We start from the raw sequence: 20,464 nt of genomic DNA on the forward strand, positions 1-20,464 counted from the left end.
GCAGGGCGGCGTCCTGCCTCGCGGCGCACCGGAGATGCGTCGGGCATTGGATGATGTAGCCGCCCCCGGCACCAGGATGACCGCATGTCGCGCCGCCCGGATCGGGGCTGGACAGCGGCCCCGCCTGCCTTAGGCTCCGCCCGAGCAGCAACGGAGCCCCTCGCATGCAACCTTTCGGCAAAGCCCAATCGGTCAAACGGGTCGAGGACCTGCGCTTCCTGACAGGCCACGGGCGCTACACCGACGACATCGCTCCCGAGGGCGCGCTCTTCGCGCATGTGATCCGTTCAGACGTGGCGCATGGGCGCCTCGTATCGGTCGACGCGACCGAGGCGCGCGCGGCCCCGGGCGTCGCGCTGGTTCTGACGGGCAAGGATCTGGCGGAGGCCGGGATCACCCAAGGCCTGCACACGGTCATGGTGCCCAATGGCGACGGCACCAGGAACACCCCGCCGAAACGTCCGCTCCTGGCGGAAGATCGCGTGCGCTTCGTCGGCGAGCCTGTCGCGCTCGTTGTGGCAGACACGCGGGAGGCCGCGCTCGATGCGGCGGAGCTCATCGAGGTCGAGATCGACGACCTTCCCGTGCACATGGCGCTCGACGCCGGTGGCGAGGCGCTCCACAGCGAAGCGCCCGACAACCGCGCCTTCGATTTCGGGTTCGGCGATAGGCAAGCCGTCGAGGCGGCCTTCGCCGCGGCTGCGCACCGCGTCGCGTTGGAGGTCGTCGACAACCGCATCCACTCGGCGCCTCTGGAGACCCGCGCCGCCTGGGCGGACTGGGACGGCGAGCGCCTGCATCTCTGCCTCGGCGGGCAGGGCGTCTGGGTCCACAAGGAGCATGTCGCGCGCATCCTCGGCCTCGACCCCGAGCAGGTGCGCGTGACGACCGAGGATGTCGGCGGCGGGTTCGGCACCAAGGCGATGGTCTACCCGGAGTACTTCCTCGTCTCCGAGGCCGCGCGGCGGCTCGGTCGCCCGGTGCGCTGGATGGCGACGCGCGGCGAGGGGATGCTTTCGGACAATGCCGGGCGCGATCTCGTCTCGACCGCCGAACTGGCCTTCGACGCGGACTTTCGGATCACCGGCTACCGCGTCCACACCCGCGCCAATATGGGCGCGTATCTCTCGCAGTTCGGTCCGCTGATCCAGTCGCAGCTCTTCAGCCGCGTGATGCCGGGCGTCTACGACATCCCCGCGATGCACCTGCGCTCGGAGGGGATCTTCACCAATACGGTGCAGACCGACGCGTTCCGGGGCGCCGGGCGGCCCGAGGCGATCTATGTCCTCGAGCGCGTCATGGACCGCGCCGCGCGCGAGCTTGGCGTCGATCCCTGGGACCTGCACCGCCGCAACTTCATTTCGCCCGCCGCCTTCCCCTATCGCAGCGCCGCCGGGGAGCTTTACGATGTCGGCGATTTCGCCCGGGTCCTCGATCACGCCGAGATCGCCGCCGACCGCGAAGGCCTCGCCACCCGCCGCGCCGAGGCCGAGGCGCGCGGTCATCTCTACGGGCAGGGTCTCTGCTACTATATCGAGGCGATCCTCGGGGCCGCCTCCGAGGACGTGCGCCTAGTCCTGACACCCGAGGGGGCCGAGATCCATGTCGGCACGCAGTCGAACGGGCAGGGGCACGAGACGGTCTTCGCCCGCTACCTCGCCGACCACACGGGGCTGCCGATGGAGGCGATCACCGTCCGGCAGGGCGACAGCGACCTGATCCCGAGGGGCGGCGGCACCGGCGGATCGCGCTCTGTGACCGTCCAGACCAATGTCACGCTGCAGGCCGTCCGTCGCCTGACCTCGGGCTTGGCCGAGTTCCTGGCGGCAGAGATCGGCACCCCGCCCGACGATGTGCAATTCGACGACGACCGCTTCCGCATCGCCGGGTCCAACCTGACGCCCTCGCTGCTGGAAGCCGCCGAGATGGCGCGCGAGGCGGGGCGCGAGGATCTCCTCGACATCCGCGACACCGCGGAGCTGCCCGGGCGGTCCTTCCCCAACGGCGCGCATCTCGCCGAGGTCGATATCGACCCAGAGACCGGCCATGTCGAGGTGACGCGCTACCGCGTGGTCGACGATTTCGGCACGCTGATCAATCCGATGCTGGCCGAGGGCCAGGTGCATGGCGGCGTCGCGCATGGCATCGGGCAGGCGCTGCGCGAGCATGTGGTCTATGACGAGAGCGGCCAGCTTCTGGCGGCGTCCTTCATGGATTACGCCGTGCCGCGCGCCGCCGATCTGCCCTTCATCCGGTTCGAGACCGAACCTGTTCCCTCGACCGCGAACGTGCTCGGCATGAAGGGCTGCGGCGAAGCCGGGACCGTGGGCGCCCTGGCCGCCGTCTCGAACGCGGTTCAGGACGCGCTCTGGGGCGCGGGCGTGCGCCAAGCGGACATGCCGTTCACGCCGTCGCGGGTCTGGGAAATGCTGGAGGGCGCAAAAAGTGGCGGCTGACGGCGTGATCACGCTTGCGCGACCAGCCCTGCATCATCTTGAAACAGTGACTATAAGACCCATCTTTTATTCAGGATCGCGATTTTGGAACCTTCGCGATACTTTCACTGTCCCTCGTTCCATACCTAACGCCCGGAGTTTCTCCGGGCGTTTTTTTCTGGCAAGGTGCTGACATGACAGATGTTCCCCGCCATTCCGACGCCGAGATCCGCGACCTTCTCAAGAGCACCAAGACCATCGCCGTGGTCGGCGTGTCCGCGAACCCCGTGCGTCCGTCCTATTACGTGGCGCGGTATCTGTCGCTCAAGGGCTACAAGGTGATTCCGGTCAATCCCGGCCATGCGGGCGAGACGCTCTTCGGCTCGCGCGTGGTCGGCAGCCTTGAGGAGATCGAGGAGCCGGTGGACATGCTCGACATTTTCCGCCGGTCCGAGGCGGTGCCGCCGATTGTCGAGACCGCGCTCGGGGTTCTTCCCGATCTCAAGACGGTGTGGATGCAGATCGGCGTGGTCAATCACGAGGCGGCCGAGCGCGCTCGCGACGCGGGCTGCGAGGTTGTGATGGATCGCTGCCCCAAGATCGAGCACCAGCGCCTTTTCGGAGAGTTGCGCAAGGCGGGTTTCGCGACCGGCGTGATCTCGTCGAAGCTGTAACGCGCCTCCGCGTCAGGGCGTGAGCAGCAGGACCTGCAGATCGGCGACATTCGTGCCCGTCGCCTGCATCCTGAGAAGATCGCCCGCCGCGTCCAGCGCTGCGTAGCTGTCGTTGTTCTCCAGAAGGGCCGCCGCATCTTTCCCGGCTCCCGCGATCCGGGACGCGGTGCCCGCATCGACGACACCGCCCGCCGCATCTGTCGGCCCGTCGCGCCCATCGGTGCCGCCGGAGAGGAAGCACCAGCCGGGCCTGTCGGGCGCGCCCATCGCCACCCGAAGCGCCAGCTCCTGGTTCCGCCCGCCGCGCCCATCGCCACGGATCTCGACCGTTGTCTCACCACCGAAGAGAAGCGCCGTCGGCCGCTCCACCGGCGCAAAGGACGCCAGCACGGTCTCGGCCGCGTCGGCGACATCGCCGATTAGCCTGTCCGACACGATGCGCGTCTCCCAGCCGGAGCCGCGCGCCGCCTCGGCCATCGCGTCGAGCGACTGCCCGTTCGATCCGATCAGGTGATTGTGCGCCTCGGGCAGGGGCGGCAGGTCGCGCGCGGTCTCGAGATGGCTCCGCGCCGCGTCTGGCAGCCGGTCCCAGAGCCCTTCCTCCTTCAGAAGCGCCACCGCATCCTCGCGGCCGCCGATCGGACCGACCGTCGGGCCCGAGGCAATGGCGCGGAGGTCGTCTCCGATCACGTCCGACAGGATATAGGCCGTGACCTCGGCCGGGGCGGCATGGCGCAGGAAGCCGCCGCCCTTCAGGTCCGACAATTGCTGGCGAACGAGGTTCATCCGCACGATGTCGAGCCCGCCCGCGAGCAGGAGCTCGTTCACCTTGGCCTTGTCGGCGAGCGACATCGCGCCCGCGGGCGCAGGCACCAGCGCCGAGCCGCCACCGGAGATGAGCGCGATCACGCGGTCCTCCTCGGTCGCGCCGTCGAGCAGGGCCATGACCTGGCGCGCCGCGTCGGCACCGGCGGCGTCGGGGACCGGATGGCCCGCGCGCAGCACTGTCGCGCCGGGAACCTCGGCGGTGTTTTCGTGATGGGTGACGACAAGCGCGTCATGCGGGCCGCTGATATGGGTCAGCGCCTCGGCCATCATCCGCGGCGCGGCCTTGCCGATGGCGATCAGGATCCTGCGCCCCCGCGCATCGGGAAAGGGCTGCGCCTCGAGCGCGCGGCGCAGCGCGCGCGCGGGGTCTGCGGCGTCGACGCCCGCCTCGAAAATGCTGCGGGCGCTGTCGCGAAGCGTGTCTGTGTCGGCCATGGCGGAGGTCCTCCGGGATCGCGCCCCAAAAGGGGCACGAGCGGGCGCGGTCCGTCAACCGCGCCCTATGGCTCGGGGCGCGTCAGCCGGGGGTCTTGCAGGAGGTCAAGGCCGTCGCGAGACCGGTGAGCAACGCGGGGTAGAGATCCGCGCCGGGCGTGATCTCGGCCCCGAGCGGGTCGGCCTCGGTCACGCTCAGATCCGAGCCGAGAGCCTGGGCGAAGCGCATGTCCGAGCCGGGCGACGCGACAAGGCAGGCGCCTTGCGGAAGCGCGTCGCGCAGCGCCGTCATCCGCGTCGGCGAGGGCGCCTCGGCATCGCTCGGCGAGATCGAGCCCAGCACCGAAAGACCGAACACCGCTTCGTAATGCCCAAGCGAATCGTGCATCAGCACCAGCGGCGGCAGGTCGGAGGCCGCAAGGGTCTCGCGCGTCTCGGTTTCCGCGGCCTCGATCCGCTTGGTCATCTCCGCGGCGTTGGCGGAGTAGGTCTCGGCATTGTCCGGATCGGCATCGCTCAGCGCGGCCGCGATGGCCGCCACCCAGACGCGGGCGTTTTCCGGATCGAGCCAGAGATGCGGATCGTCGCCATCATGCACATGCGCGTCATGTCCGTGCGCGTCCTCTTCTGCATGCGCATCCTTGTGCTCGTCCTCGTGCCCATGCTCGTCCTCATGGGCGTGCTCGTCTTCGTCCGCATGATCGTCATGGCCGTGGGCCTCGTCATGGGCGTCTTCGAACAGGGGCTCCGTCCGCGCCGGGCGGTGCCGGGTTCCGGGCAGATCGGCCAGCGTCAGAAGGCGCGCGTCCTGCGCCAGCGCCTCGAGATTGCGCTCGAGTTGCGGCGTCAGTTCGGACCCGATCCAGACCACGAGATCGGCCTCCGAAAGCGCCCGCGCCTCGGAGGGCCGCAGCGCGTGGTCATGGGGCGAGGCGCCCGGCGGGAGAATCAGGGAAGGCTCGCCCAGATCTCCGAGGACACCGGCGACCAGCGAATGCACCGGCGCAATGTCCGCAGCGATTGCGGGCGGCTCGGCGCGCAGCGGCGTGGCGCAGAGAAGGGCGAGACACAGGGTGCGCATGACAGACCTCTTGACGATTTTGATGCCGGAGGGGATAAGGGTAATAGTATAACATATCAACTCCTGAATTCAGACGAGAAGAGACGCAGAGATGCCCGAGGCTCTCGGCTTCGAAAGCCACGACCACAAGACGTGCATCTCGGCCGGGATGCGCGAAGCGGAAGCGCGCTGCGCCGAGCGTGGATTGCAGTTCACGCCGATCCGGCGGCGTGTCCTCGAGATCCTGCTGACCCGTCACAAAGCGATGGGCGCCTACGAGATCCTCGACGTTCTGCGCGAGGACGGGCACGCGGCCCAGCCCCCCGCCGCCTATCGGGCGCTCGATTTCCTGACCGCCCACGGCTTTGCGCATCGCATCGAACGGCGGAACGCGTTTCTCGCCTGCGTGCATCCCGGCGAACGCCATGCGCCGGCCTTCCTGATCTGCCGCTCCTGCGACCGGGTCGCCGAGGCGGCGGCCGCGCCGATCGCCGTGAAGGTCGAAGAGACGGCCGCCGAGATCGGCTTCGCGGTCGAGCGCATGGTGATGGAGGTCGAAGGTCTCTGCCCGCGCTGCCGGGAGGATGCGGAATGAGCCTGATCGAGACGCGGGGTCTCGATGTGCGTCTGGGTCCGCTGCAGGTCCTCGACGGCGTCGATTTCGAGATATCGGCGGGAGAGATCGTCACCATCGTCGGGCCGAATGGCTCGGGCAAATCGACCTTCCTGCGCGCGCTCATCGGCGCCGTGCCCGCGGCTGCCGGGACGATCCGCAGGAAAACCGGCCTGCGGCTGGGCTACGTGCCGCAGAAGCTCGCCATCGACCCGGGACTGCCGATCCGGGTGCGGCGCTTTCTGGATCTGCCCAAGCGCGTGCCGGATGACGCCGCGGCCTACGCGCTGTCGCGCGCCGGAGCGGCGGGCCTGGACGAGCGCCCGCTCGCGGCGCTGTCGGGCGGCCAGATGCAGCGCGTTCTTCTGGCGCGGGCGCTTCTGGACGATCCCGAGCTCCTGATCCTCGACGAGCCGACGCAGGGTCTCGACCAGCCGGGCTCCGCTGCTTTCTACCGGCTGATCGAGGCGCTCCGGGCCGAGCTTGGCTGCGCGGTCCTGATGGTCAGCCACGAATTGCACGTGGTGATGAGCGCCTCGGACCGGGTCCTCTGCCTCAACGGCCATGTCTGTTGCCACGGAACGCCGCAGGTGGTCGCCAATTCCGCCGAATACCGCGCGCTGTTCGGGTCGGGCACGCAGGGCGCGCTGGCGCTCTATCGCCACGACCACACGCATCACCATCATCACCACAACCACGACGGCCATCATCATCACCACCCCCACGATCCCGACGCGGCAGAGGCCGACAGCCACGGCGAGGCCGCGCCATGAGCCTTCTTGACGATTTCTTCGTCCGCGCGCTTCTCGCCGGTCTCGGGGTCGCGGTTGCCGCGGCTCCCTTGGGCGCGATGGTGGTCTGGCGGCGAATGGCCTATTTCGGCGACGCGACCGCGCATGCGGCGATCCTCGGTGTCGCGCTGTCGCTGGCGCTGGGGTTGCCGGTGATCGCAGGGGCGCTCGCCGTGGCCCTCGCGCTGGCGCTCTCGGTCACATGGCTGACGCAGCGCGGGCTGTCCTCGGATGCGGGTCTGGGCGTTCTGGCCCATGCCGCGCTGGGGCTCGGGCTCGTGGCCGCGAGCCTTGCAGGCGGCGTGCGGATCGACCTCGCAGCGTTTCTCTTCGGCGATATCCTCGCGGTGACGCGGATGGATCTCCTGGTGATCTGGGGCGGGGCCGTCGCGGTTCTCGCGCTGATGGCGTCCCGCTGGCAGGCGCTTTTGACCTCGACCCTCTCGCCGGAATTGGCGCTCGCCTCCGGCATCGACCCGCGGCGCGAGGAACTGGTCCTGACGCTGGCGCTCGCCGTGACCGTGGCGGTCGCGATCAAGGTCGTCGGCGTGCTCCTGATCGGCGCGATGCTCCTCATTCCGCCGACCGCCGCACGGCCTTTCGCGACAAGCCCCGAGCACATGGCGCTCGGCGCCGGACTGGTCGGCGCGGCTTCGGCGCTGGGCGGGCTCTGGGTGGCCTTCTGGCTCGATACCCCCGCAGGACCGAGCGTCGTCAGCGTCGCGGCGCTGATCTTCGTCCTGAGCCAGACCGTCTCGATGCTCCGCGCATGAGCGCCTCAAGACGCCTGCGCGCGGCGCGGGCGTCGGCGGGTCGTCCGATGCTGGAGAGGAGAAGTGGTGGGCGACCTAGGAATCGAACCTAGCGTGCGTCTCCGCGAGGGAGTTACAGTCCCCTGCCACACCTTGCGGCCTGTCGCCCACTTCCTCTGAACCGAGGTCCAGAGTGCGGGTGAGTTACTATCGGCCTCATGCTCCGTCAACCGGAAAATCCTTGCGCCCGGGGTCGCGGATGCGCATGGAGGAAGGCAGTCGGGAAGGACAGGCAGATCATGGCGAAAAAGCCGAAATGGGTCATCGAGAAAGAGCAGTCGCGCAAGGCGTCGGCGGCCGAGACCGTGTGGCTCTTCGGTCTGCACGCGGTGCGCGATGCGCTGATGAACCCGCGCCGCAACCGGCTGCGCCTGATCGTGACCCCGAACGCCGAGGCAAAGCTCTCCGATGCGATCGCGGCCTCTGGCATGACGCCCGAGATCGTCGACCCGCGCAAGTTCACTGCTCCGCTCGATCCCGGGTCGGTGCATCAGGGCGCCGCGCTCGAGGTCAAGCCGCTCGACTGGGGCGGGCTTGAAGAGGTGGTGATGGCGGGCGAGGGGCCTGCCCGCGTGGTGCTGCTGGACCGGGTCACCGATCCGCACAATGTCGGCGCCATCCTGCGCTCGGCCGAGGTGTTCGGCGCCCGCGCGGTGATCGGAACGCGCCACCACGCCGCGCCCGAGACCGGCGCGCTGGCCAAGACGGCGTCCGGCGCGCTGGAACGCCAGCCCTATCTGCGCGAACGCAATCTGGCCGAGACGATCGAGAGATTGCAATCGATGGGCTTCCTCGTGCTCGGTCTGGCAGGCGAGGCCGAGACCGATATCGACGCCGCGCTCGACGGGCGGCGCGACCGGCCGGTGGCGCTGGTTCTGGGCGCCGAGGGGCCTGGCCTCCGGCCCAAGACGCGCGAGACCTGCGATGGGCTCGTCAGGATCGAGGCCGCGGGCGGGTTCGGATCGCTCAACGTCTCGAACGCGGCGGCGGTGGCGCTTTATGCCGCGCGCCCGGAGACCCGGGGATGACGCCAGAGGCCCGCCAGGACGCGCTCGCGCGCTGCGATCTCTTCGCCGAGCTCGAGCCCGGGCCGCTGGCGCGGCTCGCCGACCGCGCGCGGCTGATCCAAGCGGATGACGAGCAGCTCCTCTTCTCAGAGGGCGACACCGGCGACGGGCTCTGGATCGTCGTGAGCGGCATTGTCCGGGTCTGGATCACCGATGCCGAGGGGCACGCGCTGACCCTCGCGCTGCAGGAACCGGGCGACATGCTGGGCGAGATGTCCCTGATCGACGGCGCCCCGCGCTCCGCCTTTGCCACCGCGCTCGGCGCGAGCGATCTGCTGTTTCTCGACGCCTCCGAGTTTCGCGCGGTGCTGGCGGAGGAGCCCTCGCTCGCGCTTCACCTCCTGTCGCTCCTGGCCGAACGGCTGCGGCGCGGAAACGCCGAGCTTCGCGACCTGGCCTATGCGCCCCTGCGCGCGCGTCTCTCGCGCAAGCTTCTCGACCTGGCGCTCGGCCACGCCATCGCCCGGGGCGACGGCGCGATTTTCACGCGCGCCTTCAGCCAGGCCGAGCTGGCGCAGATGCTGGGGGCCAGCCGCGAGGCGGTGAACCGCCAGCTCCGCGCGATGATCCATGACGGCGCTCTGGTCATGGAGGACGGCAAGATCGCGGTCCCCTCGCTCAAGCGGCTCGAGGTCGCGGCGCGTCTCTGAGACCACGCCCAGACCACTTTTCGTAGAAAATTCATTCCGCTGTGACCGGCGTCACAGCCCTGTCGTCCGCTTCCTGTCACACCTTGGGGGCCGGGATGTGGTATCCTGGTGCGACCGGACAGCAGGAGCGCTGCAATGCTTGGAGCGATGGACGTCATTGAGACCTTCGACCACGAGGACGGGGAAGGTCAGCCAGCGGTCAGCGAGCGTGCGGGGGTTCATATGGCGCATTTCCGGCTCAGCATGACGCAGCTCAACGGCAAGGGTCTGTCGATCGGCTGGTTCATGCGCGAGGCGGCGGATCGCCATTGGTGGGCGCTCGCCGACGGTGTCGGGCTGACCCCGGCCCGGCTGCGCGACAGCGAAGGCCGCCGCGTGATCCCCGCGGTGCTCGAAGTGCGCGTCTCCGGTCAGTTCCAGTCATTCAACGAAGATGACGAGGCCGTTCTGCGGCTCTGCGACATCCCTTCCGCGGCCAATGGCTGGCGCAGCCTCTCGACGCTCGATGCCGGGGCGGGCGCGACCGCACGGGTCGAGATCGCCACCGATTTCCTCCGCCGCAAGGCGCGCTCGAATCTCGAACTGGAGCCGACCGAGCCGGTTCTTCCCGATGCCGAAGCCGGTCCCGCGGCCGCGCGCACCCGCGAGTTGCGGCAGGAGGGGCGGGCGCTCAGGCTCGATGCGATCGAGAAAGCGCCGCATCACAGCGTGCCGGTCTGTCCCGAGACCCATCTGAACGGCGTGGGCCTCATGTGTTTCGCGGCGATGGGCGAAGGCCTCGCGCAGGCCGAGCGCAAGGCGCTGGCCGGACCGCTCGGAACCCTGCCGCTGACCTCCCGCGCGCAGTCTCATTTTGCCAATGTCGATGCCGGCGACTGGCTGGATTTCACCTCCGAGGTGGACCCGGTCACTGCCACTGCCGACCCAAGCCTGCGCGTCCGCACCTGGGCGCGCCGCCGTTCCGACGGCAGGGTGGTCGCGGCATCCACGTCGTGCTGGGGCGTTTATTGAGGTGCATCCCCTCGAGCCCCAGTGCTTTGCCCGCCCGGGTCTCCCAGCCGGGCGGGCTTAGCGCGTCTTGAGATCGGCGCGTCAGTCGATCACCGCGACATGCTTGCGCTCGGGCTGGTGCGGGTCGTTGAGCCAGGAGATGAAGCGGCCCTTCACCAGCCAGCTCAGCCCGAACGCGGCCAGCGCGGCCCATTCGAACCAGAAGGTCAGGTTGTTGCGGTTGTAGATCGCCGGATCGACCAGCTGCTTGATCCCGAGCGCGAGGATCGCGGCGAAGATGGTGATCCCGCAGAGCGCGTAGATCGCGTTGCGGGTCTTCTTGCGCCAGGTCAGCTCGGTCAGCTTGGCGCGCGGACCGCTCTCGTCCACGCCCTCGCGCAGCGCGTCCGGCGACTGGACGCGGGTGAAGACGACGAGAGAGAAATATCCCAGGATCGCGAACATCACGGCAGCCGCGCCATAATGCAGGGAGCCCAGGACCTTTGCGAAGAATGTCTCCTGCGGAACGCCGAAAGAATCCCAGAAGCCGAAGGTCGTCTCGAGCGCTCCGCCTGCCATGCCATCGGCGAGATCGGTGCCGACATCGCCAGGCACGTAGCTGAAGCCGCGCAGCCAGAGATCGGCGCTCTCGCAGCCGATGCCCGAAGTCGGAAAGAGCGCGATCAGAAACGCCGCGGCGCCCGCGACCCGGACGAGGATCATGTCCATCCGGGTGAAATTGACGAACCCGTCGGCCCGGATCTCGGCGGTGCCCGTCGCGCGCCCGGGCGGCACGCGGCGGCTGTAGAAGAAGAGCATCAGGACCGAGATCACCGTCAGCGCGCCGACGAAGATCGTCCCGCCGATGCGCGAGAAATAATAGTGGCTGAGCGAATCCAGCCCGTCCTGGGCGGCGCAGAGCCCGGTGATCTTGCCGCTCGCGAGAAGGGCGAAGGGCATCAGGAAGGCGATGTAGCCGACCGACCGGTTCACCGATTTGGGATTGGCGGCCAGCGGCAGATCCTCGGGCGGCGCGATGCGGGGACGGACGGGCGGTGTCGTGGGGGAAGGGGGCTCGGAAATCGTCATGGGAAAAATCCTCGGGTCTCAAATGCACAAAGCCTAGCACGGATACACGCCCTGCGGGAGCGGAGCGGCGCATTTGTCCGCTGGAATCCTCGGGCGTGCTGTCATATCTCCCGGAGCGACAGAAGCGCGGAGGCCCTATGGTCGATTTCGAAACACCCGGACCCGTCGAGAGCGACTGGAAGAACGCGATCTCGTCGGTCGAGGAGATCCTCGAGGACGCGCGCAACGGGCGCATGTTCATCCTCGTGGATCACGAGGACCGCGAGAACGAGGGCGACCTGGTGATCCCGGCGCAATGGGCGACGCCGGACGCGATCAACTTCATGGCGACCCACGGGCGCGGGCTGATCTGCCTGTCGATGACCTCGGAGCGGATCTCCGATCTCGGGCTCCAGCTCATGTCGTCGAACAATTCCTCGCGGCACGAGACCGCCTTCACCGTCTCGATCGAGGCGCGCGAAGGGGTCACCACCGGCATCTCCGCCGCCGACCGCGCCCGCACGGTGGCCGTGGCCATCGACGCCTCCAAGGGCCCGCAGGACATCGCGACGCCCGGCCATGTCTTCCCGCTGCGCGCCAAGGATGGCGGTGTTCTCGTCCGCGCCGGGCATACCGAGGCCGCGGTCGACATCTCCCGCCTCGCGGGTCTGAACCCGGCGGGCGTGATCTGCGAGATCATGAACGAGGACGGCACCATGTCGCGGCTGCCCGAGCTCGTCGCCTTCGCGCAGCGCTTCGGGCTCAAGATCGGCACGATCTCCGACCTGATCTCCTATCGCCGCCGCTATGACAACCTGGTCCGCGTCGCCAAACAGGAGACCGTCACCTCGGAATTCGGCGGCCAGTGGGACATGCGCGTCTATGCCGACACCACCCATGGCGACGAACACGTCGTGCTCTCGAAGGGCGACCTGACCGGAGACGAGCCGGTTCTGGTCCGCATGCACGCGCTCGATCCCATGCTCGACGTGGCGGGCACCGGACCCAAGGGCCGCGCCGACGAGTTCCGCGACGCGATGCGCATCGTCGCCGAGGAGGGCCGGGGGGTCGTCGTGCTCCTGCGTGACACCTCGATGAAGATGGATGCCAGCTCTGATGTCGGCCCGAAGACGCTTCGGCAATACGGCCTCGGCGCGCAGATCCTGTCCTCGCTCGGGCTGTCGAAACTGACGCTCCTGACCAATTCCCCGACGCCCAAGGTCGTGGGCCTCGATGCCTACGGGCTCGAGATCGTCGGAACCCGCAAAATCTCGGAGATGGGCTGATGGCTGCGAACGAAGAGCATTACGTCCTGCCGCGCGGCACGGTGTCGAAGAAGACCAAGATCCTGATCGTGGTCGCGCCCTATTACCGCGCCATCGCCGACCAGCTCATCGCGGGCGCCCGGGCCGAGATCGAGGCCTGGGGCGCCGAGCACGACCTGATCGAGGTGCCCGGGGCGCTCGAAGTGCCGACCGCCATCGGCATGGCGGAGCGGCTGTCGAATTTCGATGGCTACGTCGCGCTGGGCTGCGTCGTGCGCGGCGAGACCACGCATTACGAGACGGTCTGCAACGACAGCTCGCGCGGCATCACGCTTCTGGGTCTGCAGGGGCTGGCGATCGGCAACGGCATCCTGACCGTCGAGACCATGCGTCAGGCTGAGGTCCGCGCCGAGGTGGAGGGCCAGAACAAGGGCGGCGGGGCTGCCGCGGCGGCCTTGCATCTGGTCGAGCTCGCCCGTAAGTGGGGCGCTCCGCGCAAGGGGGTGGGCTTCCGCCCCGCGCGCGAGGACACGATACTCGCAGGCGATCCGCAAGGCTCCGACACCGTATGACCGACCCCGCTCCCAAACGCGACAAGCGTGCAGAAAAGCGTCTCGCGCGCTCTGCCGCGCGGCTTTACGCCGTGCAGGCGCTCTTCCAGATGGAGCATTCCTCGCTCTCGGTGGACCAGGTGCGGCAGGAGTTCCTGTCCTACCGCTTCGGCGCCGAAATCGACGAGGGCGAGGAGATGATCGACGGCGATGTCGATCTCTTCCGCAAGATCCTCGAGGAAGCGGTGAACTGGCAGGCGCGCGTCGACCAGATGACCGACCGGGCGCTGGTCGCGAAATGGCCGATCGACCGGATCGACCCGACGCTCCGCGCGCTCTTCCGCGCCGCGGGGGCCGAGCTTGTCGCCACCGACCTGCCGCCCAAGGTGGCCATCGTCGAATATGTCGAGATCGCCAAGGCCTTCTATCCCGACGGCAAGGAGCCGCGTTTCGTCAACGCGGTGCTCGACCACATGGCACGCGAGGCGCGGCCCGAGGCGTTCTGAGCCCGGACCCGGGGTCCCGCAGAGGAGAAGCGGATGCGGATCGTCTTCATGGGCAGCCCCGATTTCGCGGTTCCCGCGCTCGACGCGCTGGCGCATGCCGGTCACGAGATTGCATGCGTCTACTGCCAGCCGCCCCGGCCCGCCGGGCGCGGCAAGAAGGACCGCCCGACCCCGGTGCAGGCGCGCGCCGAGGCGCTCGGACTGCCGGTCCGCCATCCGGTGTCCCTGAAATCCTCCGACGCGCAGGACGCGTTCTCCGCGCTTCAGGCGGATCTGGCGGTCGTCGCCGCCTATGGCCTGATCCTGCCGCAAGCGGTGCTCGACGCCCCGCGCTTCGGCTGCATCAACATCCACGCCTCGCTCCTGCCGCGCTGGCGCGGCGCAGCGCCGATCCACCGCGCGATCCTCGCCGGTGACCCCGAGACCGGCATCTCGATCATGCAGATGGAGGCCGGGCTCGATACAGGTCCCGTGCTGATGGAGCGCCGCACCGCCATCGGACCCGAGGAGACCACCGCCGATCTGCACGACCGCTTGGCCGAGATGGGGGCGGAGCTGATCGTCGAGGCGGTCGCCAAGCTGCCCGATCTGACCGCGGTGCCGCAGCCGGAGGAGGGCGTGACCTACGCCGCCAAGATCGACAAATTCGAGGCGCGGATCGACTGGACGCGCCCCGCCGCCGAGATCGACCGCCAGATCCGCGGCCTCTCGCCGTTCCCGGGCGCCTGGACGACCTGGGACGGCGCGCGCCTGAAACTGCTCGGCTCACGTTCTGTGGATGGCGCGGGCGCACCGGGAGAGGTGCTGGACGGTCTCCGCATCGCTTGCGGCGAAGGCGCGGTCGCGATCACCAAGCTGCAGCGTGAAGGCCGTGGCGCGCAGGATGCGGCGGAGTTTCTGCGCGGGGCGCGGCTCGACCCGGGCACCCGGCTTGGAGGAGAGGGCTGATGTTTCCAACCTTGATCGGCACCGTCGTGATCGCGGGCCTCGTCGGCTATCTCTCCGAGAAATCCGGCTTCACCCGCAACGGCATCCTGCAGAGCATCATCATCTGCATCGGCGGCGCGTTCCTGTTCTACTTCGTCACCGTGATGTTCGGCGTCGGCTTCCGGCGCGCGGGATGGAACGCGATTGCGGCCTCGATCGGCGCGCTCATCATCGTGCCGTTTCACTGGCGCCGCTGAGGCGCTCAGTGCACCTGTTCGCTGCGCCAGACCGGCAGGCGCAGCACTGCAGCCGTTCCATCGGCCCCCGGACGCACCTCGAACTCGCCGCCATGGAGCTCGACCAGCTTGCGGGTGAGCGGCAGGCCAAGGCCAAGACCACCGCGCGTGTCGCGCTTTTTCAGATCGCCGCCGACCATGAAGGGCTCGTAGAGCGCCGCGAGATCGACATGGTCCTCGAACCGGCCGGTATCGACCACCGAGATCTCGACATTGCCGTCGCCGTCGCGCCCGACCTCGATCCGGATCGCGTCGCCCCCGTGCAGCGTGGCGTTCAGGAGAAGCGCCGTCAGCGCCAGTTCGATCTGTTCGGGATCGACGAAGAGCGGCCCGACCCCCGCCGCGCCCTGCAGCTCGACCGGTTTCAGCGTCCCGTTCGGCGCCGGTAGCCGCAGTCCGGACACGCGGTCGAGGATCTCCTGCAGGTTCACCGCGCGCTCGTTCAGCCGCAGCTCGCCGGTGCTGGCGTCGCTGAAGGCGATCAGCGTCTCGACCAGCCGCATCAGATGCTCGACCGATTTCCGCGCCGAGGCCACGAGCACCGCGCCCGGGGTCCCGGCCGATTGCGCTTCGAGCAGGCGCATGCCGCCGAAGAGGATCGAGAGCGGCGTGCGCAGTTCATGGCCGACAAGCGTCAGGAACGCCTCTTTCGCCTGCAGATCCTCGCGCGCCGCCGCGGTCTCGGGCGGGATCGCTTCGAGCGCCGCGACGACCGCGCGGCCCAAGTCCGTGAGGATGGCGATCTCGCGCGCGCTCGGCGGCTCGTGCGGAACGAAATCGAGCGCGCAGAGCGACCCGAAGCGGTAGCCCGAGGACAGGATCAGCGGCACCCCGGCGTAGAACCGCGCCTGCGGACCGCCCTCGGCGACCATCGGATGGCGCGTGAACCGGGGATCGCGGCTGAGGTCGGGAACCACCATCGGAGCGTCGGACATGATGGTGTAGGTGCAGAAGCTCTGTGCCTTCGGCATCCGGTCAAGCTCGATCCCGACCACCGATTTGTACCATTGCGTGTCGTCCTCGATCACGCTGACATGGGCGATGGGGCAGCCGAAAAGCTTTCGCGTCGCGTCGCAAATGGCGTCGAAGATCGCGTCGTTCGCCGAGACGAGGCCCGGAACGTCGAACACGGCCCGCAGACGGGCTTCCTCGTTGAACGGAATGGGATAGGTGCGCACGGGCCGTCTGGTCCTCGGGGTCGTCTCTGTTGCGGGATCGGGCGGATCGGAATGCGGAAAATCGCGTGCGACCGTGTTTGCAGAGTGCAGCTTTTTCGGCCAGTTCTCAAAGGTATAGGAAGGTGAATTTGCGACGATTATTTTGGGAGTGTGTCTTTTTGCACAGGCGAGTGCGTTTGGGCCATGCACCTCAGGCGAGAACGCTGGCTCGGAACCGGCCGAAATGGTAAATTCGGGCCGGATGCTGACTTCAATCTGGGGGAAATTGGAGGAGGCCACATGCCTTTCATCGTTTTATCGCATTGGAAGACCACCGATTGGACCGACGAGCTGGAAGCGCTCGCCCAAGATACCTTCGTTCCGATGATCCTTGCCGCGGGCGCCGTGCGCGTGCGCATGGTCCGCACCGGGGATCGCAGCTTCACCGTCGTGACCGAGTATGCCGACGCGGCCGCCGCCGAGGCGGCGCAGGAGAAGATCCAGGCCATCCGGAGCAAGGCGGCCACCGAGCTGCCGATGTCGCTCGACGGCACCGAGGGCGCGATGGCCTTCGCCGCGAGCTAGCCCGCCCCGGTTAACGTGCGTCAGCGCAGAGAGCGCCTGCGTTCTCTGCGGTGGCGCGCGCCAATCGAGGGCCTACCTCTTAAGCAACACGACATTGCAGAAGAGGAGGCCGGACATGGGCAAGCTCGTCGACGGAGAATGGACCGACCAGTGGTATGACACCAAGAAGACCGGCGGCAAGTTCGTCCGCTCGGAAACCAGTTTCCGCAACTGGATCACGGCGGATGGCAGCGCCGGACCCTCGGGCGAGGGCGGCTTTCCGGCCGAGGCCGGGCGCTATCACCTCTACGTCTCCTATGCCTGTCCCTGGGCGCATCGCACGCTGATTTTCCGGGCGCTCAAGGGCCTTGAGGACGTGATCGGCGTCTCGGTCGTGCATCCCGACATGCTGGGCGACGGCTGGACCTTCGACACCGGCTTCCGGGGCGCGACCGGCGACGATCTCTACGGGCTGCCCTTCGCGCGCGACATCTACCTTAAGGCCGATCCGAAGATTTCGGGCCGCGTAACCGTGCCGATCCTCTGGGACAAGACACGCGAGACCATCGTCTCGAACGAGAGCGCCGAGATCATCCGCATGCTCAACAGCGCCTTCGACGGCCTGACCGGCAATCACGACGATTACTGGCCCGAAGACCTGCGCGAGGCCATCGAGCCGGTGAACGCGCGCATCTACGACACGGTCAACAACGGCGTCTACAAATCCGGCTTCGCCACCTCTCAAGAGGCCTATGACGACGCCGTGGAGCCGCTTTTCGAGAGCCTCGACTGGATCGAGGGCATCCTCTCGGACAACCGCTATCTCATGGGCGAGCGCATCACCGAGGCGGATTGGCGGCTCTTCACGACGCTGATCCGGTTCGACAAGGTCTATCACGGCCACTTCAAGTGCAACCGGCGCCGGATCGTCGATTACCCCAATCTCTGGGGCTACACGCGCGAGCTCTACCAATGGCCGGGCGTCGCGGGCACGGTCCATTTCGACCACATCGTGCGGCACTACCATTACAGCCACGAGACCATCAATCCGCACCGGATCATCCCCGTCGGACCCGATTTGGACCTTGACGCCCCGCATGGGCGCGACACGCTCAAAGCGGCGGCCTAGCGCGAGCCGTAATGCTCCACCATCGCGGCGAGGTCTTCGGGCTTCGTCGCGGCGGGCAGGAAGGCGCAGGCATTGGCGCAGAGATTGAAGATCGACCCGTCCGAAAAGAACGAGGTGTTGGTCACGAAGATCACGCGGCAGTCGGTCTGGCGGTAGCTGGCAAAATCGGCGACCGCCAAGGCGCTTCCTTCTTCAAGAACGAGATCGAGAACGATCACGTCGAACGGGCGTTTCGAAATCAGATCGGTGGCTGCGAACTGTGTCCGGGCCCGGTGCACCGTGATGCCGGCGCGTTCGAGATGGCGGTGCCATAATAGGCCAAGCTCATCGCGGCTTTCGACTAGCAGGACGTCCATTGGGTTTCTCAGACAGCAAGGTAAAGAATGCATTCCATAGGTCGGTGAAATTTATAATAAAGTGTTAACAAGCTGGTAAGCTTTGGTGCAAGGGCGCGGTTGCGCGGTTCGTCGCTCATGGCGCCCACCCCTCCGGCCTTGTTCCGCCGATTTCCCCTGATACGGTCCGCGCCAAACAGGACAGGCAGGAGAGCAGGCATGCGACAGGCATTGGCAACAGGACTCATTCTTTTTGCGGGCGCCGCGGCGGCGCAGGACGCTCCTTGCGGAGGCGATTTCGGTGCCTTCAAGCAGGGTCTGGTCTCCGAGGCAGGGGCTCACAATCTGTCGGCGCAGACCGCCGAGCGGTTCCTCGCAGGGGTCTCGCGCTCGGATGCGGTTCTCGCCGCCGACCGGCGGCAGGGCATCTTCCAGTCGCCCTTCATCGAGTTCTCGCGCAAGCTTATCAGCGCCGACCGGATCGAGCGCGGCCGCGCCAAGGCCGTCGAATATGCGGGGGTCTTCGACCGGATCGAGGCCGAGTACGGCGTGCCGCGCTGGGTGCTCCTGGCCTTCTGGGCCTTCGAGACCGATTACGGCTCGTTCCAGGGCGATTTCAACACCGCCGATGCGCTTGTCACGCTCGCCCATGACTGCCGCCGTCCCGAGCTTTTCCGGCCGCAGGTCTTCGCCGCGATGGAGCTATTCGCCCGCGGCGATTTCGACCCCGCGACCACGACCGGCGCCTGGGCCGGCGAGATCGGCATGGTCCAGATGCTGCCCGAGGACATCATCGAGAACGGTATCGACGGTGACGGCGACGGACATGTCTCGCTCAAGACCTCCGCTCCGGATGCGCTGATGTCGGGCGGCAAGATGCTCTCGTCGCTGGGCTGGCAGGCGAACCAGCCCTGGCTCGAAGAGGTCACCCTGCCGGGCGATTTCGACTGGTCCCTGACCGGGCTCGAGACCGAGCGGACGGCGTCCGATTGGGCCGCGCTCGGCGTGTCGCCCCGCGACGGCGCGTTCGAGGCCGAGGATCTTCCGGCCTCGGTGCTGCTGCCTCAGGGCAAGGGCGGTCCGGCCTTTCTCGCCTATCCGAACTTCCGCGTCTTCTTCGAGTGGAACCAGAGCTTCACCTACGTCCTGACCGCGGCCTATTTCGCGACACGGCTGGACGGTGCCGAGATCTACCGCGCGGGCAAGCCCGCGCCGGGCCTGTCGGACGCGCAGATGAAGGAGCTTCAGCAGAAACTCGCCGCGCGCGGCCACGATGTGGGCGAGATCGACGGGATCCTGGGGGCGGGCACGCGCGCCGCGGTGCGGGCGGTGCAGGCCGAGCTGGGCCTTCCGGTCGATGCCTGGCCGACGCCCGAGCTTCTGGGACGGCTCTGACCGACGAGAGCCCGCCGTGACGGGCGGGCTCTGTTCCTGACGACTGATATGCCGACGTCCGTGGCGTTCCAGACAGAGCGCGCGGCCCGGATCGCCTCTTACGCCACCAGCTTCTCGGCGTTCTTCAGATCGACCGAGACCAGCTGGCTCACGCCCTGTTCCTGCATCGTCACGCCGAAAAGCCGGTCCATACGCGCCATGGTCACCGCGTGGTGCGTGATGATCAGGAAGCGCGTCTCGGTCCGGCGGCACATCTCGTCGAGGATATCGCAGAACCGGGTCACGTTGGCGTCGTCGAGCGGCGCGTCGACCTCGTCGAGCACGCAGATCGGCGCGGGATTGGCGAGGAAGACCGCGAAGATCAGCGCCAGCGCCGTCAGGGTCTGCTCACCGCCCGAGAGCAGCGACAGGGTCGAGAGCTTCTTGCCCGGCGGCTGGCACATGATCTCGAGCCCGGCCTCTAGCGGATCGTCGCTTTCGACCATAACGAGATTGGCCTCGCCGCCATTGAAGAGATGCTTGAAGAGCAGCGTGAAGTTCGAGTTCACCTGCTCGAACGCCGTCAGCAGGCGCTCGCGCCCCTCGCGGTTGAGAGACGCGATGCCCGAGCGCAGCGTCTTCACCGCCTCCTCGAGATCCTGCTTCTCGGTCACCAGCTGGTCGTGCTCTTCCTGGACGTCCTTGGCGTCCTCCTCGGCGCGCAGGTTCACCGCACCCAGCGCATCGCGCTGGCGCTTGAGCTGGTTGACGCGCGCCTCGATCTGGTCGGCGGGCGGCATGTCGTCCGGCACGATCCCGAGCTGCGCCAGAAGCGCCTCGGGCGTCGTCTCCTGCTCTTCGCGGATGCGGTCGGCGGCGGCGGCCACGGTTTCGCGGGCGGCCTCGGCGCGGGCTTCGGAGGCCGCGCGGGTCTCGC

22 protein-coding genes and 1 tRNA gene are annotated in these 20,464 nt (G+C 68.0%); 16 read left to right on the forward strand and 7 right to left on the reverse strand.

All coding sequences use genetic code 11. The features are described 5' to 3' along the window. Window positions 1-164 precede the first annotated feature (164 nt). Entirely contained in the window at window positions 165-2,456 is a 2,292-nt protein-coding gene (locus ACFQ4E_RS01435) for a xanthine dehydrogenase family protein molybdopterin-binding subunit (protein ID WP_386801134.1), read from the forward strand. A 173-nt stretch (window positions 2,457-2,629) separates the two neighbouring features. After that, window positions 2,630-3,109, forward strand: coding sequence for a CoA-binding protein (locus tag ACFQ4E_RS01440; protein ID WP_386801135.1), 480 nt, complete (start codon window positions 2,630-2,632; stop codon window positions 3,107-3,109). Window positions 3,110-3,121: 12 nt separating this feature from the next. Here ACFQ4E_RS01440 and ACFQ4E_RS01445 read toward each other — a convergent pair whose 3' ends face one another. Further along, window positions 3,122-4,372 (reverse strand): glycerate kinase type-2 family protein, encoded by a 1,251-nt coding sequence (locus tag ACFQ4E_RS01445; RefSeq protein ID WP_386801136.1) that lies wholly within the window; start codon window positions 4,370-4,372, stop codon window positions 3,122-3,124. Window positions 4,373-4,454: 82 nt separating this feature from the next. After that, the gene (locus ACFQ4E_RS01450) at window positions 4,455-5,453 is read right to left on the reverse strand and encodes a zinc ABC transporter substrate-binding protein (RefSeq protein ID WP_386801137.1); all 999 of its coding nucleotides are present in this window, start codon (window positions 5,451-5,453) and stop codon (window positions 4,455-4,457) included. Window positions 5,454-5,544: 91 nt separating this feature from the next. On the opposite strand from ACFQ4E_RS01450, the gene ACFQ4E_RS01455 reads away from it, so the two are divergent. From ACFQ4E_RS01455 to ACFQ4E_RS01465, 3 genes are read left to right on the forward strand one after another with little or no spacing between them, the layout of a single operon-like run. Beyond that, complete coding sequence (locus ACFQ4E_RS01455; RefSeq protein WP_386801138.1) at window positions 5,545-6,027, forward strand: transcriptional repressor; 483 nt, start codon at window positions 5,545-5,547, stop codon at window positions 6,025-6,027. Then, window positions 6,024-6,818 (forward strand): metal ABC transporter ATP-binding protein, encoded by a 795-nt coding sequence (locus ACFQ4E_RS01460; protein ID WP_386801139.1) that lies wholly within the window; start codon window positions 6,024-6,026, stop codon window positions 6,816-6,818. Before ACFQ4E_RS01455 ends, ACFQ4E_RS01460 begins: the two co-directional genes overlap by 4 nt. Continuing rightward, the gene (locus ACFQ4E_RS01465) at window positions 6,815-7,609 is read left to right on the forward strand and encodes a metal ABC transporter permease (protein ID WP_386801140.1); all 795 of its coding nucleotides are present in this window, start codon (window positions 6,815-6,817) and stop codon (window positions 7,607-7,609) included. Before ACFQ4E_RS01460 ends, ACFQ4E_RS01465 begins: the two co-directional genes overlap by 4 nt. Window positions 7,610-7,673: 64 nt before the next feature. Here the strand turns inward: ACFQ4E_RS01465 and ACFQ4E_RS01470 are convergent. Further along, window positions 7,674-7,757, reverse strand: a tRNA-Tyr gene (locus ACFQ4E_RS01470). 130 nt (window positions 7,758-7,887) lie between these two features. On the opposite strand from ACFQ4E_RS01470, the gene rlmB reads away from it, so the two are divergent. The 3 genes from rlmB (at window position 7,888) to ACFQ4E_RS01485 (ending at window position 10,376) form a co-directional block, all read left to right on the forward strand. Continuing rightward, window positions 7,888-8,676 (forward strand): 23S rRNA (guanosine(2251)-2'-O)-methyltransferase RlmB, encoded by a 789-nt coding sequence (rlmB, locus tag ACFQ4E_RS01475; protein ID WP_386801141.1) that lies wholly within the window; start codon window positions 7,888-7,890, stop codon window positions 8,674-8,676. Beyond that, window positions 8,673-9,365, forward strand: a complete 693-nt coding sequence (locus tag ACFQ4E_RS01480) for a Crp/Fnr family transcriptional regulator (RefSeq protein WP_386801142.1) — start codon at window positions 8,673-8,675, stop codon at window positions 9,363-9,365. The genes rlmB and ACFQ4E_RS01480 overlap by 4 nt, the downstream gene beginning before the upstream one ends. A gap of 135 nt (window positions 9,366-9,500) precedes the next feature. Further along, entirely contained in the window at window positions 9,501-10,376 is an 876-nt protein-coding gene (locus ACFQ4E_RS01485) for a hypothetical protein (protein WP_386801143.1), read from the forward strand. Between the two features lie 81 nt (window positions 10,377-10,457). Here ACFQ4E_RS01485 and ACFQ4E_RS01490 read toward each other — a convergent pair whose 3' ends face one another. Continuing rightward, window positions 10,458-11,444: a hypothetical protein gene (locus ACFQ4E_RS01490; RefSeq protein ID WP_386801144.1), complete on the reverse strand. Its 987-nt coding sequence runs from the start codon at window positions 11,442-11,444 to the stop codon at window positions 10,458-10,460. A 137-nt stretch (window positions 11,445-11,581) separates the two neighbouring features. Here ACFQ4E_RS01490 and ribB point away from each other — a divergent pair, with 137 nt between their 5' ends. From ribB to ACFQ4E_RS01515, 5 genes are read left to right on the forward strand one after another with little or no spacing between them, the layout of a single operon-like run. Continuing rightward, window positions 11,582-12,709: a 3,4-dihydroxy-2-butanone-4-phosphate synthase gene (gene ribB, locus ACFQ4E_RS01495; protein ID WP_386801145.1), complete on the forward strand. Its 1,128-nt coding sequence runs from the start codon at window positions 11,582-11,584 to the stop codon at window positions 12,707-12,709. Continuing rightward, complete coding sequence (locus ACFQ4E_RS01500; protein WP_386801146.1) at window positions 12,709-13,260, forward strand: 6,7-dimethyl-8-ribityllumazine synthase; 552 nt, start codon at window positions 12,709-12,711, stop codon at window positions 13,258-13,260. Before ribB ends, ACFQ4E_RS01500 begins: the two co-directional genes overlap by 1 nt. Further along, window positions 13,257-13,745, forward strand: a complete 489-nt coding sequence (gene nusB / locus ACFQ4E_RS01505) for a transcription antitermination factor NusB (protein ID WP_386801147.1) — start codon at window positions 13,257-13,259, stop codon at window positions 13,743-13,745. The genes ACFQ4E_RS01500 and nusB overlap by 4 nt, the downstream gene beginning before the upstream one ends. A gap of 33 nt (window positions 13,746-13,778) precedes the next feature. After that, window positions 13,779-14,693 (forward strand): methionyl-tRNA formyltransferase, encoded by a 915-nt coding sequence (gene fmt / locus ACFQ4E_RS01510; RefSeq protein ID WP_386801148.1) that lies wholly within the window; start codon window positions 13,779-13,781, stop codon window positions 14,691-14,693. Beyond that, window positions 14,693-14,929: a hypothetical protein gene (locus ACFQ4E_RS01515; protein ID WP_386801149.1), complete on the forward strand. Its 237-nt coding sequence runs from the start codon at window positions 14,693-14,695 to the stop codon at window positions 14,927-14,929. The genes fmt and ACFQ4E_RS01515 overlap by 1 nt, the downstream gene beginning before the upstream one ends. A gap of 5 nt (window positions 14,930-14,934) precedes the next feature. Here ACFQ4E_RS01515 and ACFQ4E_RS01520 read toward each other — a convergent pair whose 3' ends face one another. Then, window positions 14,935-16,146 carry a GAF domain-containing sensor histidine kinase gene (locus ACFQ4E_RS01520; protein WP_386801150.1) on the reverse strand — a complete coding sequence of 404 codons (1,212 nt, stop codon included), beginning with the start codon at window positions 16,144-16,146 and terminating at the stop codon, window positions 14,935-14,937. A gap of 279 nt (window positions 16,147-16,425) precedes the next feature. Between ACFQ4E_RS01520 and ACFQ4E_RS01525 the strand changes: the two genes are divergently transcribed. Together ACFQ4E_RS01525 and ACFQ4E_RS01530 are read left to right on the forward strand one after the other, a co-directional pair. Beyond that, the gene (locus ACFQ4E_RS01525) at window positions 16,426-16,710 is read left to right on the forward strand and encodes a hypothetical protein (protein ID WP_386801151.1); all 285 of its coding nucleotides are present in this window, start codon (window positions 16,426-16,428) and stop codon (window positions 16,708-16,710) included. Window positions 16,711-16,825: 115 nt separating this feature from the next. Next, the gene (locus tag ACFQ4E_RS01530) at window positions 16,826-17,818 is read left to right on the forward strand and encodes a glutathione S-transferase family protein (RefSeq protein WP_386801152.1); all 993 of its coding nucleotides are present in this window, start codon (window positions 16,826-16,828) and stop codon (window positions 17,816-17,818) included. On the opposite strand, the gene ACFQ4E_RS01535 is transcribed toward ACFQ4E_RS01530, so the two are convergent. Continuing rightward, complete coding sequence (locus ACFQ4E_RS01535; protein WP_386801153.1) at window positions 17,815-18,174, reverse strand: hypothetical protein; 360 nt, start codon at window positions 18,172-18,174, stop codon at window positions 17,815-17,817. The genes ACFQ4E_RS01530 and ACFQ4E_RS01535 overlap by 4 nt on opposite strands. Window positions 18,175-18,372: 198 nt before the next feature. Here ACFQ4E_RS01535 and ACFQ4E_RS01540 point away from each other — a divergent pair, with 198 nt between their 5' ends. After that, complete coding sequence (locus ACFQ4E_RS01540) at window positions 18,373-19,548, forward strand: lytic murein transglycosylase (protein ID WP_386801154.1); 1,176 nt, start codon at window positions 18,373-18,375, stop codon at window positions 19,546-19,548. Window positions 19,549-19,646: 98 nt separating this feature from the next. Here the strand turns inward: ACFQ4E_RS01540 and ACFQ4E_RS01545 are convergent. Then, the coding region (locus ACFQ4E_RS01545; protein ID WP_386801155.1) for a chromosome segregation SMC family protein at window positions 19,647-20,464 on the reverse strand (818 nt) is incomplete at its 5' end.

It is taken from the genome of Litorisediminicola beolgyonensis (assembly GCF_042679605.1).
Classification (GTDB): domain Bacteria; phylum Pseudomonadota; class Alphaproteobacteria; order Rhodobacterales; family Rhodobacteraceae; genus Litorisediminicola; species Litorisediminicola beolgyonensis.